This is a genomic window from Pseudomonas sp. LBUM1658 (genome assembly GCF_059716055.1).
Genome location: NZ_CP166798.1, coordinates 327,131 through 340,871, shown reverse-complemented (window position 1 = coordinate 340,871; position 13,741 = coordinate 327,131). Strand labels below are relative to the sequence as shown.

Genomic DNA, 13,741 nt, shown 5'->3' with positions numbered 1-13,741 from the left:
TACAAACACAGCCAGATACTGAATCAACCATCATCACCAAGGATCGGTCATGAATACACCTGCAATAGCTTCCTATTTAACATTTGGAGCCCTGTTCCTTTCCGGAACCCTCCATGCAGGAGATCTAGGGGAAGGACTTAGCAACGAATCACACTCGATACTGCTTAAAAACCATGAAGGAAAATACAGCCACTGGAATGGTGTTGGTAAAGTCTTCAAGGATGGCTACCCTCTATGCACCGCCAGCCTGATTGACACCCGAGATGACGAAAACAATGCATCAGGCCCCGCTTATGTGCTCACTGCCGGACACTGTATATCGTATCTACCGCGCCCTGTCAGAGCACTGCCTTTTGAAGCCAGCGTAACGTTTAATTTCTTCAATGATACCCCGAAGGAATACAAGAACTACAAAATCCATACAGTAAACTGGGCCAGCATGACCGGCACCGACATTGCAGTTCTGGAGCTGACCTCCTCTCTTGCCACATTGCTGAACGATGGAATAACACCGCTAAAACTGACACGTGATGCCTTTACAGCGCCAGGTGATGTCCTCATTGTCGGCGCCCCCTCAAAGCTTCCGGAATCCGGACTACGCTTGACTGCTTGCCTTCAGCAACCCACAGAGGCATCGCTTGTTGAAGACTGGAAGACTTTTACGGACACCCTGAAGAACAGGTGCAAGGATATTCGCAGTGGTTCTTCCGGGAGCCCTGTCCTTGATCGTGTGACAGGAAGTATTGTCGGCGTGCTATTTACTTCTACAGTTGGATCGGGGCCTGATGAATTGTGCTTCGAAAACACTCCCTGCGAAGTCAAAAATGGGCAACCCGACTGGGCTCCTGAAACCCATTACAGCCACGCTATCGACTACTTGCCTGACTGTTTCGTGAATGGAATTTTCAGCACTACATCAAGTTCCTGCACGCTGGAGCCTGGCTTTGAACTCACCACAAAGGGCTACGTTCCATTGAGGTATACCACGGTGCCATCCGCTGAAAAACCAGAGATACCGACATGGGGTCTGAATTTTTCGATTAATACTCCTTACTACCGTTTTAAAACCGTACGCGATGCCAGTGAGTGTATGTCTCCCGACTTTTACAGCCAGGAAATACGCTCCACCGAGGCTTTCATCGATACGCCTACGGGTCGCGAAGCAGGCATGTATTTTCTCTGCGTGCTTGGTGTCGAATCAGCAAAACAGGTTGCAACGGCTGGACTGATGAGAAACACCTTTATCTCTCCGGCACAACTCGTCGAAGAAAAACCCGTCAGAATGGCAGAACCAACCATTACCCTGGGTGCTGACTGGAACTATAACGTCACATGGCGCTATTCAAATCCCCTGTATACCGAAAGTTACTATTACGCGGGACCTGCAGACAAGACGAATTGCAACGATGTAAAGACTGAAGAGTATATTTTCGTCACTGAAGACGTCACCTTCAGCGCCGAGCAACTTCCTCTGACTCTTTGCAGCTATGGAAGGGACTATGATTTTCGCCCCTCAGCAGTACGCACTGACTTGCTGGCATTACCTTGAAACATCAAAACAGCATCAGCAACCGCCCCGCTGAAAGCACTCAGAGATATCGTGCCATGATGTCGTCGACCACGCCTTCCTGGCGCAACTGATCCAATGCGGCCTGAAGTTTTTTCACCACTTCATCCGGCACGTTTTTGTTCAGCGCCAGATAGAGCTCAGCGCTGTTGAAACGCAATACCGTCTTGAGCCCTGTGACTCCGTCCTGTCGCGCCAGATAGCGGCCGGCCGGGTCGCCGGTGGCCCACAGGTCGATCTGGCCGTTCACCAGTTTCTTCGCATTGTCCTGATCGCGCAGCACCACGACCGGAGCCAACCCTTGCTTGGTCAGAGTCTCGGCAATCGCGTCGCCTTTATAGGCGCCGATCTTGTACTTGCGCGCCTGCTGTAACGATTCGAGATTGATCTTGCTGTCGGCCCTGGCCAGCATAATCCAGTCGTCCGGGCCGATCGGGCCGACCCATTTGAAGAGTTTTTCGCGATCCGCCAGACGCGCCATGACGAACACGCCATACCCCGGCTTTTCCAGTGCGAGCTTGTAGATTCGCTCCCACGGGAAGCGCAAGGTCAGGCTGTAGTTGATCTCGGCGCGCTTGAACATTTCGCGGACGATATCCACGGCTATACCGTTGATGTTTTCGTCCTGTGCGAAGTTTTTACCGTTCTTCGCCATGTTGTACGGCGGGAAGTTTTCCGTCAGCAACACCAGTGGGGTGTCAACACTCTCTGCAGCGTGAGCGGCGCCGGCGAGTAATACCGAAGCGCTGGCGAGTACAAGGAGAAGACGTTTGAACATAACGGGCTACCCAAATCCATGGCGTGCCCAAGAGTGCCGTGAGCCCGACATGCTGTCTAGTGGCCTGTGTGGCCACTAGGGCCTTTATGTCGAACGACTAGCGAACGACGATACCGCGTTGCGCCATATAAGCCTTGGCTTCGGGAACCGTGTATTCGCCAAAGTGGAAAATACTCGCCGCCAATACCGCGCTGGCGTGGCCTTCCAGGATGCCGTCTGCCAGATGCTGCAGGTTGCCGACACCGCCGGAGGCGATCACCGGAATCCCCAACGCATCGCTGATGGCGCGGGTAACGCCCAAATCAAAGCCGTTTTTCATACCGTCCTGATCCATGCTGGTCAGCAGGATCTCACCAGCACCCAGGCCTTCCATCTTCATCGCCCACTCCACCGCATCCAGGCCAGTCGGCTTGCGACCGCCGTGGGTGAAGATTTCCCAGCGCGGGGTTTCGCCCGGCAATGAAACCTTCTTGGCGTCGATGGCGACGACGATGCACTGCGAACCGAAATGCTGCGCGGCTTCGCCAACGAACTCCGGATTGAACACCGCGGCGGTGTTGATCGAGACCTTGTCCGCACCGGCATTGAGCAGGTTGCGAATGTCCTGCACGGTCCGTACACCACCGCCCACGGTCAGCGGAATGAACACCTGGCTGGCCATGCGCTCGACGGTATGCAGCGTGGTGTCGCGGCCATCGACGCTGGCGGTGATATCGAGAAAGGTAATCTCGTCGGCGCCCTGCTCATCATAAAGACGAGCAATTTCCACCGGATCACCGGCGTCACGGATGTTCTCGAACTTGACGCCCTTGACCACCCGGCCGTTATCCACGTCCAGGCAAGGGATGATGCGTTTGGCCAGAGCCATGGGCTTAATCTCCGATTAAGAGTTGCAAGCTACAAGCTACAAGCTGCAAGTAAGAGCGGATCGCGGTCACGCTTCTAACTTGCAGCTTGCAGCTTACAGCTTGGAGCTGGCCGCGTAGCCATCACAAAATGCTTGAGCCTCAGCCACATCCAGAGTGCCCTCATAAATCGCGCGGCCCGTGATGGCACCGATGATCCCCGGCGCCTTGGCGTCCAGCAGCGACTTGATGTCGCCCAGGTTATGGATGCCACCGGAAGCGATCACCGGGATCCGTGTAGCCGCCGCTAGCGCCGCGGTGTACGACACGTTGCAGCCCTGCATCATGCCGTCTTTGGCGATGTCGGTATAAACGATGGCCGAGACGCCGTCCGCTTCGAAACGCTTCGCCAGGTCAATCACCTGCACGGTGCTGATTTCAGCCCAGCCATCGGTCGCGACGAAACCGTCTTTGGCGTCCAGACCGACAATCACCTTGCCCGGGAACGCACGGCAGGCCTCGGCAACGAATGCCGGATCCTTGACCGCCTTGGTGCCAATGATCACATAGCTGACGCCAGCCTTGACGTAGTGCTCGATGGTTTCCAGGGAACGGATACCGCCGCCGATCTGGATCGGCAGGTTCGGGTAGCGCTTGGCAATGGCAGTGACCACTTCGCCGTTGACCGGCTTGCCTTCGAAGGCGCCGTTCAGATCGACCAGATGCAGACGGCGGCAACCGCCCTCCACCCACTTGGCGGCCATGCTCACCGGGTCATCGGAGAACACCGTGGAATCTTCCATGCGGCCCTGGCGCAGACGTACACAGGCACCGTCTTTAAGATCGATAGCGGGGATAATCAGCATCTGGCAAACCTTCAAATTCGATTTTTCAGCTTCACTCGAAAATCAGTTTTTCTCGAGCGCCCACAAGTCGCTTTCGATGCTTTCGAACCTCTCTTTGAGGTGCGTCTGCACATCGAAAATCGCCCTGTTGTAATAGTGCGGAGCAATTTCGCGGGTAAACAGATCGAGGATTTCAGCCGCCTCGAACGAGCCCAGATCAAGCTCGAAGCGATCTTCCATGAAACGCTTGATCTTGCTGTTGGCTTCGTTCTCCTGCTCAGGGGTGAGCGTGAGAATCGGCGGCTTCTTCCTGGCCATTACCAGCGACCGTCCCAGGCGGCGAAGTTCTGCAGCAACTGCAGGCCATGGGTATGGCTCTTCTCCGGATGGAACTGCACGGCAAAACGTGAACCTTCAGCCAGCGCTGCGGCGAAGTCGACGCCATAGTGACCGCCACCCACCACCTGCCGCGGGTTGCCGGCGGCGATGTAGTAGCTGTGCACAAAGTAAAAGCGCGCCAGGTCCGGAATGTTGTGCCATAGCGGGTGATCCACCGCCTGATGCACTTCGTTCCAGCCCATATGCGGGACCTTCAGGTGTTCGCCATCTTCGTGCAGACCTTTGCCGAAGAACTTCACCTGACCCGGAAACAGACCGATGCAATCGACGCCATCGTTCTCTTCGCTGTGGTCGAGCAAGGCTTGCATGCCGACGCAGATGCCGAGAAACGGACGATCCTGGCTGACTTCGCGCACCAGCGAATCGAAACCCAAACGACGGATTTCCGCCATGCAATCGCGAATCGCGCCGACCCCGGGGAATACCACCCGATCGGCTTCGCGAATTACGCTGGCATCACTGGTGATCAACACCTTGCCGGCACCCACGTGCTCGAGGGCCTTGGCCACCGAGTGCAGGTTGCCCATGCCGTAATCGATAACCGCGACCGTCTGCATCAGAGCACGCCCTTGGTCGAAGGCATTTGCCCGGCCATGCGCTCATCCAGCTCGACGGCCATGCGCAGCGCGCGACCGAAGGCCTTGAACACAGTCTCGATCTGGTGGTGGGTGTTGTGCCCACGCAAATTGTCGATGTGCAAGGAAACGTTGGCGTGGTTGACGAAGCCCTGGAAGAATTCCTGGAACAGGTCGACATCGAAGCCGCCGACGGTAGCGCGGGTATAGGGCACGTGCATCTGCAGGCCTGGACGGCCGGAGAAGTCGATCACCACGCGCGACAGCGCTTCATCGAGCGGCACGTAGGCATGGCCGTAACGACGGATGCCTTTTTTGTCGCCGATGGCTTTGCTGAAGGCCTGACCCAGGGTGATACCAACGTCTTCCACCGTATGGTGGTCGTCGATATGCAGGTCGCCCTTGCTCACGATATCAATGTCGATCAACCCGTGACGGGCGATCTGATCCAGCATGTGCTCAAGAAAAGGAACACCGATATCAAATCGGGCCTTTCCGGTGCCATCCAGGTTGATCGAGGCTTTGATCTGGGTTTCCAGAGTGTCGCGCTCGACAGACGCCTTACGTTCGGCCATCACCAGCTCCGCAAAATCATTGGGCGAAAAAGGCAGCCATTATAGGCTCGCGGGCGACAAACAGAAACATGAAGGTCGATATCACTGACGGACTGAATCCAGCGCCGTCAGTGATATACATGTCAGGACAAGCAAAAAACCACCACCCCTGGAGGCATATCGATACGAACAGGCAGAGGTTACCATTTGCTCATGACCGAAAAATCAAACTGACATCACCTCTCTGTGTCATCTGCTCCCGTCCGCCCAAGGAAGTTCCATGCCCATCGTTGTCGAGTCACTGAGCGAAGCCAGCTACCAGGATCAGCAAGACCTGCAGAAGATTTATCGCGATGCCCCAGACTGGCTCCTTGCGCCGTTCGCCGATGAGCTGCAGCTGATCGAACACGGCCTGCGCGATGCTAGCCTGATCGCCGGGCGTTTCAATGACCGGCTGCTAGGTGCGGCACGCCTGCAACGGCAGCCTGAGACCTGGCACCTGTCGCAATTGTGCGTACGGAAAATCACCCGGCGCCGCGGTGTGGCCGAGCGCCTGGTGAGCGAAGCACAAAGAATGGCTGAGCAGCAGGGTGCAACACTGCGTCTGCTGGCGCCCGCCGGGCATCTGGAGGCACAGGCACTGGCGGCCAAGCTACACCTGCCGCTGGATCTGCTCTAATCGCTATCCGTGGCCTGCCGCCGGGTTCGGAGCGCTATACTCCCCGGCTAAATTTACGAATTCGACACACTACAAGGACTCGCCCATGAAAGCGTTTGGCAAAATCCTGGGTCTGGTAATTCTCGGGCTGTTGCTGATTATTGTGGCTCTGGGCTTCGCTCTGACCCACCTATTCGATCCCAACGACTACAAAGACGAGATTCGCCAGATGGCCCGCGACAAGGCCCACATTGAGCTGACGCTCAATGGCGATATCGGCTGGAGCCTGTTCCCCTGGCTTGGTCTGGAACTGCACGAAGCCAGCATCGCGACCTTGGCCAACCCGACCAAACCTTTCGCCGACCTGCAGATGCTCGGTTTGTCGGTACGCGTGATCCCACTGCTGCGCCGTGAAGTACAGATGAGCGATGTCCGTGTAGAAGGGCTGAATCTGCGCCTTAATCGCGACAAGAGCGGTCACGGCAACTGGCAGGATATTGGCAAGACTGCGCCTATCGCCACACCAGCTGACGCTGGCGCAACAACGGCCGGGGAGCCCGCGCCAGCTCCGGTTCCAGCGCCCGACAAGGCTGGCAAGCCGGTTCGTCTGGATATCGACAGCCTGACCGTGAACAACGCTCGGGTTGAATATTTCGATGAACAGAGTGGCAAGCTGTACAGCGCTGAAAGCATCCAGCTGAGTACCGGTGCGATCCACGAAGGCACCAATATTCCAGTCAAACTGACGGCATTTCTGGGCAGCAGCCAACCGGTATTGCGGGTTAGAACCGAACTCGGCGGCGAACTGCGTTTCGATCGGGTGCTCAAACGCTATCAGTTCGAAGACATGAAGCTCTCCGGCGAAGCTTCCGGCGAACCGCTGCAAGGCAAGACCATGACCTTCGCCGCACAAGGCCAGTTGTTGGTCGACAAGGCAGCCAACGTTGCCGAATGGACCGGCCTGAAAATCTCCGCCAACCAATTGCGCGCCCTGGGTGAACTGAAGATCAACGATCTGGACAAGACCCCGCAAATCAGCGGCGGATTGTCGATTGCTCAGTTCGACCTGGCGAAGTTTGTCGACAGCATCGGCCAGAAGCTTCCAGCCATGGCCGAGGGTAGCTTGAGCAAGGTCGAACTGGTCAGCCGCCTCAAAGGCACGCCCACCAGCGTTGCCCTCGAAGACCTGAACCTGAAACTCGACGACGGCACCTTCGCCGGACGCATTGCGGTCGACGACTTCGCCAAGCAGTCCCTGCGCGTACAGCTCAAGGGCGACACCTTCAACGTTGATCGCTACTTGCCGCCAAAATCCGCTGAAGCCAACAGCGCGGCGGTAGCCCGTAAGGCTGAAGTGAAAAGCAGCGAGGACACTGCCATGGCCGGGCCCGCTACCTCACCCCTGCCCGACGCACCCACCAAGGGCGCCTGGAGCACCGAAAGACTGCTGCCGATCGAACGTCTGAGCAAACTGGATATCGACGCCGACCTGAGCTTCGGCCAACTGACCCTCGACAACCTGCCGATACAGAATGCAACGCTCAAAGCTTCCGGCCTGGGCGGCCTGCTCAAACTCGAAAATCTGCGCGGCGATCTCTACGACGGCAATTTCGAAGCCAATGGCAACCTTGATGTGCGCCAGCCGGAGCCGATGTTGAGCATGCAGACGCGCATCAACAATGTGCCGATCGAACGCATCCTCGAAAGCCAGGGGCAAACGCCGCCGGTCAAAGGCCTGGTCACCTTGAACAGCAGCCTGACTGGCAGCGGTAATAGCCAGAAAGCCCTGATCGACAGTCTCAACGGCACCAGCAGCATCGTCATCAACGACGGCGTGCTGCTCAACGCCAACCTCGAACAGCAACTCTGCCAGGGCATTGCGAGACTCAATCGCAAAACGCTCAACGGCCCACCCCGGGGCAAGGACACTCCGTTCGAGGAGCTCAAGGGCAACCTGACCTTCCGTAACGGCGTGGCCAGCAACCCCGACCTGAAAGTGCGAATCCCGGGGCTGACCGTCAAGGGCAACGGTGATGTCGACCTGCGGGTACTGGGCATGGATTACCGTGTCGGCATCCTCATCGAAGGCGACAAGAGCGACATGCCGGACCCGGCCTGCCAGGTCAACGAGCGTTATGTCGGCATCGAGTGGCCATTGCGTTGCCGCGGCCCGCTGGAACTGGGAGCCAAGGCCTGCCGCCTGGACAATGACGGGCTGGGCAAGATCGCGGCCAAACTGGCCGGTGACAAGCTCGGCGACAAGCTGGAAGAGAAACTCGGCGACAAAGTCAGTCCGGAACTGAAAGACGCCCTCAAGGGGCTGTTCAAACGATGAGAGCCGAGCAGTTTTCAACGGCGGTGCTGGACTGGTACGACCGCCACGGCCGCCACGATCTGCCCTGGCAACAGGGCATCACCCCGTATCGGGTGTGGGTCTCGGAAATCATGTTGCAGCAGACCCAGGTCAGCACCGTACTGAACTACTTCGACCGCTTCATGGCGTCCTTGCCAACGGTCGAAGCCCTGGCCGCGGCACCGGAAGACGAAGTGCTGCACCTATGGACCGGCCTGGGCTATTACACCCGCGCCCGTAACCTGCAGAAGACTGCGAAGATTATCGTCGCCGACCACGCCGGGGAGTTTCCCCGCGACGTCGAAAAACTCATCGAACTGCCCGGTATCGGCTTGTCCACCGCCGGCGCCATCGCCAGTCTGAGCATGGGCCTGCGCGCACCGATCCTCGACGGCAACGTCAAGCGGGTGCTGGCACGGTTTACCGCGCAAGAGGGCTACCCGGGCGAACCCAAGGTCGCCAAACAGCTGTGGGCCAATGCTGAGCGCTTCACCCCGCACAGCCGAGTCAACAATTACACCCAGGCAATGATGGATCTCGGCGCGACGCTCTGTACCCGCAGTAAACCCAGTTGCCTGCTCTGCCCACTGGAAAGCGGCTGCGAGGCGCACTTGCTTGGTCTGGAGACTCGCTACCCGATTCCCAAGCCGCGCAAGAGCGTGCCACAGAGGCGCACCCTGATGCCGTTGCTGGCCAACCGCGACGGCGCCATCCTGCTTTACCGTCGCCCGTCCACGGGCCTCTGGGGCGGCCTCTGGAGCTTGCCGGAGCTGGATGATCTCGGCGACCTGGAACATCTGGCGCTGCAGCACTCGCTGGAACTGGGCAAACATCACGAACTGCCAAGCCTGATTCACACCTTCAGCCATTTCCAACTGGCTATCGAACCCTGGCTGGTTCAGGTCCAGGAATCCGGCCATCACGTGGCCGAGGCTGACTGGCTCTGGTATAACCTCGCCACCCCGCCGCGCCTGGGCCTTGCCGCCCCGGTGAAAAAGCTGCTCAAACGCGCGGCCGACGTATTGAACGCAGGAGAGTCGTCATGACCCGCACCATCATGTGCCGCAAGTACAAAGAAGAATTGCCCGCCCTGGAGCGCGCCCCATTCCCGGGCGCCAAAGGCCAGGACATTTTCGATCACGTCTCGGCCAAGGCCTGGGCTGACTGGCAAAAGCACCAAACTCTGCTGATCAACGAAAAACGCCTGAACATGATGAACGCCGAGGACCGCAAATATCTGCAGGGCGAAATGGACAAGTTCTTTTCCGGAGAGGACTACGCCAAGGCCGAAGGCTACGTGCCGCCGTCCGAATAACCCCGTTTTATCGGGGCTCGGGTCGTAAGCGACGGTAATAATTAAACTTTTTTTGAAAACTTGCTTGACGACCCCCCGAAAAACCAGTTTAATGCGCCCCGTTGCCCAGATAGCTCAGTCGGTAGAGCAGGGGATTGAAAATCCCCGTGTCGGCGGTTCGATTCCGTCTCTGGGCACCACCTTTCGTTTTCAGGTGATGCCAAGCACACCTGAAAACACACAAGAAGCCCGCCTAGTGCGGGCTTTTTGCTTTCTACGATTCCCAACCGTTCCCTTGTAAGCCCAAACATATGTGAGTAGATTCGTGAGTAGATCCAGTTCGGCCTAGAAATCTACTCACACCTTGGCGGCAATACGCCCGCCTGGTGCGGCCTGCAAGGGGGCTGCTTTGCCACTATCAGATACCACCATCCGCACCGCCAAGCCGAAGGACAAGCTATACCGGCTGACCGACGCCAACGGCCTGTGCCTTGAAGTAACCCCGACCGGCTCTAAGCTATGGCGCTATCGGTACCGCTTCAACGGCAGCGCAAAGATGCTGGCGCTTGGGGCATACCCTGCCGTCACCCTGCTGAAAGCTCGCCAGCTCCGCGATGAGACGCGCCAGCTGCTGATTGAAGGCGTAGACCCCGGCGAACAGAAAAAAGCCGTTAAACAAGCTCAGAAGGTCGAGGGCCTGACTTTCGAAACACTGGCGCGAGAGTGGTACGAGTACAACTCGCCGCGATGGGCAGACGCTACCGCCTACAAAGCCAAGCTGTACCTGGATAACGACATTATCCCGGGCATTGGCGCCCGCCCGATAAAAGCCATAACCCGGCCCGAGCTGGTCGAACTGGTGCGCACTGTCGAGGCAAGGGGCACGCTCAATGCCGCTGGCAAGATCCGCCAATGGCTACACCAGATATTCCGCTTCGGGCTGGCCAAGGGCGTCGTAGAGACCAACCCGGCCACCGATCTAAACGTGGTGGCTGCGCCAACAAAAGCCGCTCGCCATCACCCACACGTCACCTTTGCCGAACTTCCCGAACTGCTGGGCAAGGTCGAGGCCGCGAACATTCATACCCTGACCAAGCACGCCGTCCGACTGTTGACGATGACAGCGGTTCGCCCTGGTGAATTACGCCAAGCGCCATGGTCTGAGTTCGATCTAGACGCCGCTGTCTGGATGATACCCGCCGCCCGCATGAAAGCCCGCCGCCCTCATATCGTCCCCCTGCCCCGTCAAGCTGTTGCGATCCTGCGCCAGCTCAACGAAATCACTGGGCGTTACTCGCTGGTTTTTGCTGGCACCAACCCCGAGCGGCCCATGAGCGAGAACACCATCAATAAGGCTTTGCGGTTGGCTGGGTACGAAGGCCGACAGACCGGCCACGGGTTCCGCCACCTGCTCAGCACCGAGTTGAACGGGCGCGGGTACAACAAAGATTGGATCGAGCGCCAGCTTGCCCACGGTGACAGCGACGAGATACGCGGCACCTACAACCACGCGGCCTATGTCGAGCAGCGCCGGGAAATGATGCAAGCGTGGGCCGACTCAATCGACGCCCTGTGCGCTGGCGCCAACGTGGTAAGCATCAAGCAAAAGGCATAACAAGTTTTGGCTGGCTTAGCTCGACAGAGCGAAAAGCGGACTTCCCATCTGCCTGGTCAGCCGATCTACTCAATACGGGATCGCCTGGAGGGCGTGACAATGCGAGACATCGATGACCTTGACCGCCTGCCAAACCTTGACCATTGGAAGCCGGTTATGGAGTTCACCGCAGAGCAGGCCGCCCTATTACTCGCCATGATTGATCCTTTCGATGCCACGCTAGATAGCGCTAAGCGGCACCGATTACCGAGATGGAAGCAGGCTCATGGGCAAGTGCTGGGTATTGTCTCTGCAATCCGGCAAGGGCTTATTACACCGGTTGTCTGCAAAGGTTATGTCTGGATGGCAGTAACAAACGAGTATGACGGTGTGAGCATGGAAAGAACTTTGTGTATCGTCAAAGTGACTGACCGAGAGGCCGAAATAAGTCCTGCCGATACGATCATCACCCGCGCCTCCCTGGTAGGGTGGATTGCCAGTGAAAATGTGAGCATAACCAGACCAAAGCGCCCTGCGCCTGCCGTGCCAAAACTATCGCCAGCACCAACACCAACGACTATTGAGGCCGACCCCAAGCCGTTGGCGCTGCCGTACTACGGACACGCCTCCGAAGGCTTGGAGTTTGTAGAGGATGCGATAAAGCAAATGTGGTCAACCTACGACGAAGATGATCCAAGTACGGCACCGACTCAGGAGGCAGTGATTAAGTACCTTCGCGAAAAGGGGGCTGGCGCGAACATGGCGGACGCCGTGAATCTCATTCTTCGTCCGGCGCGCTTGAGACGGGGCGGACTAAAAAGCAAGAAGGTGCCCACCTGAGCAAGCCAGTAAAACCGCCACTTACAGCCTAGGTGCCCACCTAAGAGAGCAATGCAAGTGAGCACCTAGTGTCGCGATCATGTGCCCACCTACTGCCCACTTGAAAGGGTTGCTGCCCACCCGATCCATCCTGCCAGCATTGCCATCGTCGATTACCCAAACCGCCCTGGAGCGCTTAGACGATGACAGCCACTACCCACCACATCCGCACAAAATCTCATCAGACCGTACTTGTCCCCGGCGATAAACCGACAATCCGCTTTATCAAGCGCCAGGCCGTGCAAAGCATCGCCGGCATCTCTTGCACCGAAATTTATCGCCGAATGGCCGCTGGCAACTTCCCCAAACAAGTAATGCTGGGGCCAAAGTGCGTGGTCTGGGTCGAGGCCGAAATTTACGACTGGATGAATGACCGCATCGCCGAAAGCCGAGCGGTGGCCTGAGATGACAAACAAAAAAATGGCCGACCAACAGGCCAGCCACGAAATTTCTCACGTCGATAATATCAGCGGAACAGCACAGCGCGCTCGCCTTTTGGAGCGTCTGCACGCCGGCCCTATCGACACCTTCACCGCCATCCGCGAGTTGAACATCGTCCGTCCTGGTGCCCGCATCAACGAGCTGCGCGGTCTTGGCCACAAGATCCTGACCAATCGCCTCATCCTGAACGACGATCAAGGCCGCACGCACCGCGGCATGGCTCTGTACTACCTCAGCACCAACCCACAAGCCGAGGTGACCGCATGAGTGCTATTGAACTGATCCAATCCAAAGGCGAGGCTCGCGCTGACAGCCGCGTACTAGCCGAGCAGCTAGGCATTCAACATGAAAGCACGATGAAGATACTCAAGGCGTATCCGGCTGACTTCAAGGCGTTCGGAGTTCTCCGATTTGAAATCGGGAAACCCCCGACAGGGTCGAAAGGCGGCCGCCCCGAGGAGTACGCCCTACTCAATGAAGACCAGAGTTATCTGCTGCTGAGCTATAGCCGCAACAACATCAAGGTTCGGGCACTCAAGGTCAATTTGATAAAGGCATTCCGTGAAGCCCGCGACCGCGCCAGCGTGACCGAAGGCCAGTATTTGCCCCTCTACCACGCTATGCATGATGAGGTTTCCGTCTTGGCCCAGCGCGCAAAGGCTCTCGGTAGTGATGCGCCAGAGCGCGTGTTCCACATGAACGCCAATAAGGCGCTCAACACGGTGATGGGCATTGCCAGCGGCAAGCGTGGCAGCCTGACCATCGAGCAAAGCCTACTGCTGACGACGCTCCAGGCAATCTATCGCCGCCACCTGCATAACGCTTTGGAGTCTGGCGCCGATCACCGTGAAGCCGGGCGCAAGGCTAAGGACGCGGTGTTGGCGTACATGGCATCGGCTGGCGAGCTGCTGCTTGGCGTCGCCGCATGATGACCATCGCCCTCCCAACAACACCTGAGC

The 13,741-nt window shown here is 57.7% G+C and carries 16 protein-coding genes and 1 tRNA gene; 11 read left to right on the top strand and 6 right to left on the bottom strand.

The features are described from left to right. Positions 1-49 precede the first annotated feature (49 nt). A complete protein-coding gene (locus tag ACA064_RS01545; protein WP_497671814.1) occupies positions 50-1,549 on the top strand; it encodes a trypsin-like serine peptidase in 1,500 nt (499 codons plus the stop codon). Between the two features lie 40 nt (positions 1,550-1,589). Here the strand turns inward: ACA064_RS01545 and ACA064_RS01540 are convergent, their stop codons facing one another. From ACA064_RS01540 to hisB, 6 genes are all read right to left on the bottom strand, one after another. After that, on the bottom strand, positions 1,590-2,345 hold the full coding sequence (locus ACA064_RS01540; RefSeq protein ID WP_497671813.1) for a substrate-binding periplasmic protein: 756 nt from the start codon (positions 2,343-2,345) through the stop codon (positions 1,590-1,592). 97 nt (positions 2,346-2,442) lie between these two features. Continuing rightward, the gene (hisF, locus tag ACA064_RS01535; protein ID WP_150802322.1) at positions 2,443-3,213 is read right to left on the bottom strand and encodes an imidazole glycerol phosphate synthase subunit HisF; all 771 of its coding nucleotides are present in this window, start codon (positions 3,211-3,213) and stop codon (positions 2,443-2,445) included. A 93-nt stretch (positions 3,214-3,306) separates the two neighbouring features. After that, complete coding sequence (gene hisA, locus ACA064_RS01530; protein ID WP_497671812.1) at positions 3,307-4,056, bottom strand: 1-(5-phosphoribosyl)-5-[(5-phosphoribosylamino)methylideneamino]imidazole-4-carboxamide isomerase; 750 nt, start codon at positions 4,054-4,056, stop codon at positions 3,307-3,309. Between the two features lie 42 nt (positions 4,057-4,098). Further along, entirely contained in the window at positions 4,099-4,353 is a 255-nt protein-coding gene (locus ACA064_RS01525) for a DUF2164 domain-containing protein (protein WP_150643279.1), read from the bottom strand. After that, positions 4,353-4,991, bottom strand: a complete 639-nt coding sequence (gene hisH, locus ACA064_RS01520) for an imidazole glycerol phosphate synthase subunit HisH (protein ID WP_497671811.1) — start codon at positions 4,989-4,991, stop codon at positions 4,353-4,355. Before hisH ends, ACA064_RS01525 begins: the two co-directional genes overlap by 1 nt. Continuing rightward, positions 4,991-5,584 carry an imidazoleglycerol-phosphate dehydratase HisB gene (hisB, locus tag ACA064_RS01515; protein ID WP_150643277.1) on the bottom strand — a complete coding sequence of 198 codons (594 nt, stop codon included), beginning with the start codon at positions 5,582-5,584 and terminating at the stop codon, positions 4,991-4,993. The genes hisH and hisB overlap by 1 nt, the downstream gene beginning before the upstream one ends. Positions 5,585-5,843: 259 nt before the next feature. Between hisB and ACA064_RS01510 the strand changes: the two genes are divergently transcribed. The 10 genes from ACA064_RS01510 to ACA064_RS01465 all read left to right on the top strand — a co-directional run bounded on the left by ACA064_RS01510 (position 5,844) and on the right by ACA064_RS01465 (position 13,711). Further along, positions 5,844-6,242 carry an acetyl-CoA sensor PanZ family protein gene (locus tag ACA064_RS01510; RefSeq protein WP_497671810.1) on the top strand — a complete coding sequence of 133 codons (399 nt, stop codon included), beginning with the start codon at positions 5,844-5,846 and terminating at the stop codon, positions 6,240-6,242. A gap of 85 nt (positions 6,243-6,327) precedes the next feature. After that, a complete protein-coding gene (locus tag ACA064_RS01505; RefSeq protein WP_497671809.1) occupies positions 6,328-8,556 on the top strand; it encodes an AsmA family protein in 2,229 nt (742 codons plus the stop codon). Further along, the gene (gene mutY, locus ACA064_RS01500) at positions 8,553-9,620 is read left to right on the top strand and encodes an A/G-specific adenine glycosylase (protein WP_497671808.1); all 1,068 of its coding nucleotides are present in this window, start codon (positions 8,553-8,555) and stop codon (positions 9,618-9,620) included. The genes ACA064_RS01505 and mutY overlap by 4 nt, the downstream gene beginning before the upstream one ends. After that, positions 9,617-9,889 carry an oxidative damage protection protein gene (locus ACA064_RS01495; RefSeq protein ID WP_150643273.1) on the top strand — a complete coding sequence of 91 codons (273 nt, stop codon included), beginning with the start codon at positions 9,617-9,619 and terminating at the stop codon, positions 9,887-9,889. The genes mutY and ACA064_RS01495 overlap by 4 nt, the downstream gene beginning before the upstream one ends. Positions 9,890-9,992: 103 nt before the next feature. Further along, positions 9,993-10,068: transfer RNA gene (locus ACA064_RS01490), tRNA-Phe, on the top strand. A 209-nt stretch (positions 10,069-10,277) separates the two neighbouring features. After that, positions 10,278-11,483, top strand: a complete 1,206-nt coding sequence (locus ACA064_RS01485; RefSeq protein ID WP_497671807.1) for a tyrosine-type recombinase/integrase — start codon at positions 10,278-10,280, stop codon at positions 11,481-11,483. Between the two features lie 99 nt (positions 11,484-11,582). Further along, complete coding sequence (locus tag ACA064_RS01480; RefSeq protein WP_497671806.1) at positions 11,583-12,302, top strand: hypothetical protein; 720 nt, start codon at positions 11,583-11,585, stop codon at positions 12,300-12,302. Positions 12,303-12,484: 182 nt separating this feature from the next. Then, a complete protein-coding gene (locus tag ACA064_RS01475; protein WP_497671805.1) occupies positions 12,485-12,745 on the top strand; it encodes a helix-turn-helix transcriptional regulator in 261 nt (86 codons plus the stop codon). Between the two features lies 1 nt (position 12,746). Then, positions 12,747-13,049, top strand: coding sequence for a helix-turn-helix domain-containing protein (locus ACA064_RS01470; RefSeq protein WP_497674151.1), 303 nt, complete (start codon positions 12,747-12,749; stop codon positions 13,047-13,049). After that, positions 13,046-13,711, top strand: coding sequence for a Rha family transcriptional regulator (locus ACA064_RS01465; RefSeq protein ID WP_497671804.1), 666 nt, complete (start codon positions 13,046-13,048; stop codon positions 13,709-13,711). The genes ACA064_RS01470 and ACA064_RS01465 overlap by 4 nt, the downstream gene beginning before the upstream one ends. Positions 13,712-13,741 lie beyond the last annotated feature (30 nt).

Bases quoted from the DNA above. Each gene is read 5' to 3' on its own strand.
- ACA064_RS01545 (WP_497671814.1), top strand. From the start codon at position 50: ATGAATACACCTGCAATAGCTTCCTATTTAACATTTGGAGCCCTGTTC.
- ACA064_RS01540 (WP_497671813.1), bottom strand. From the start codon at position 2,345: ATGTTCAAACGTCTTCTCCTTGTACTCGCCAGCGCTTCGGTATTACTC.
- hisF (WP_150802322.1), bottom strand. From the start codon at position 3,213: ATGGCTCTGGCCAAACGCATCATCCCTTGCCTGGACGTGGATAACGGC.
- hisA (WP_497671812.1), bottom strand. From the start codon at position 4,056: ATGCTGATTATCCCCGCTATCGATCTTAAAGACGGTGCCTGTGTACGT.
- ACA064_RS01525 (WP_150643279.1), bottom strand. From the start codon at position 4,353: ATGGCCAGGAAGAAGCCGCCGATTCTCACGCTCACCCCTGAGCAGGAG.
- hisH (WP_497671811.1), bottom strand. From the start codon at position 4,991: ATGCAGACGGTCGCGGTTATCGATTACGGCATGGGCAACCTGCACTCG.
- hisB (WP_150643277.1), bottom strand. From the start codon at position 5,584: ATGGCCGAACGTAAGGCGTCTGTCGAGCGCGACACTCTGGAAACCCAG.
- ACA064_RS01510 (WP_497671810.1), top strand. From the start codon at position 5,844: ATGCCCATCGTTGTCGAGTCACTGAGCGAAGCCAGCTACCAGGATCAG.
- ACA064_RS01505 (WP_497671809.1), top strand. From the start codon at position 6,328: ATGAAAGCGTTTGGCAAAATCCTGGGTCTGGTAATTCTCGGGCTGTTG.
- mutY (WP_497671808.1), top strand. From the start codon at position 8,553: ATGAGAGCCGAGCAGTTTTCAACGGCGGTGCTGGACTGGTACGACCGC.
- ACA064_RS01495 (WP_150643273.1), top strand. From the start codon at position 9,617: ATGACCCGCACCATCATGTGCCGCAAGTACAAAGAAGAATTGCCCGCC.
- ACA064_RS01480 (WP_497671806.1), top strand. From the start codon at position 11,583: ATGCGAGACATCGATGACCTTGACCGCCTGCCAAACCTTGACCATTGG.
- ACA064_RS01475 (WP_497671805.1), top strand. From the start codon at position 12,485: ATGACAGCCACTACCCACCACATCCGCACAAAATCTCATCAGACCGTA.
- ACA064_RS01470 (WP_497674151.1), top strand. From the start codon at position 12,747: ATGACAAACAAAAAAATGGCCGACCAACAGGCCAGCCACGAAATTTCT.
- ACA064_RS01465 (WP_497671804.1), top strand. From the start codon at position 13,046: ATGAGTGCTATTGAACTGATCCAATCCAAAGGCGAGGCTCGCGCTGAC.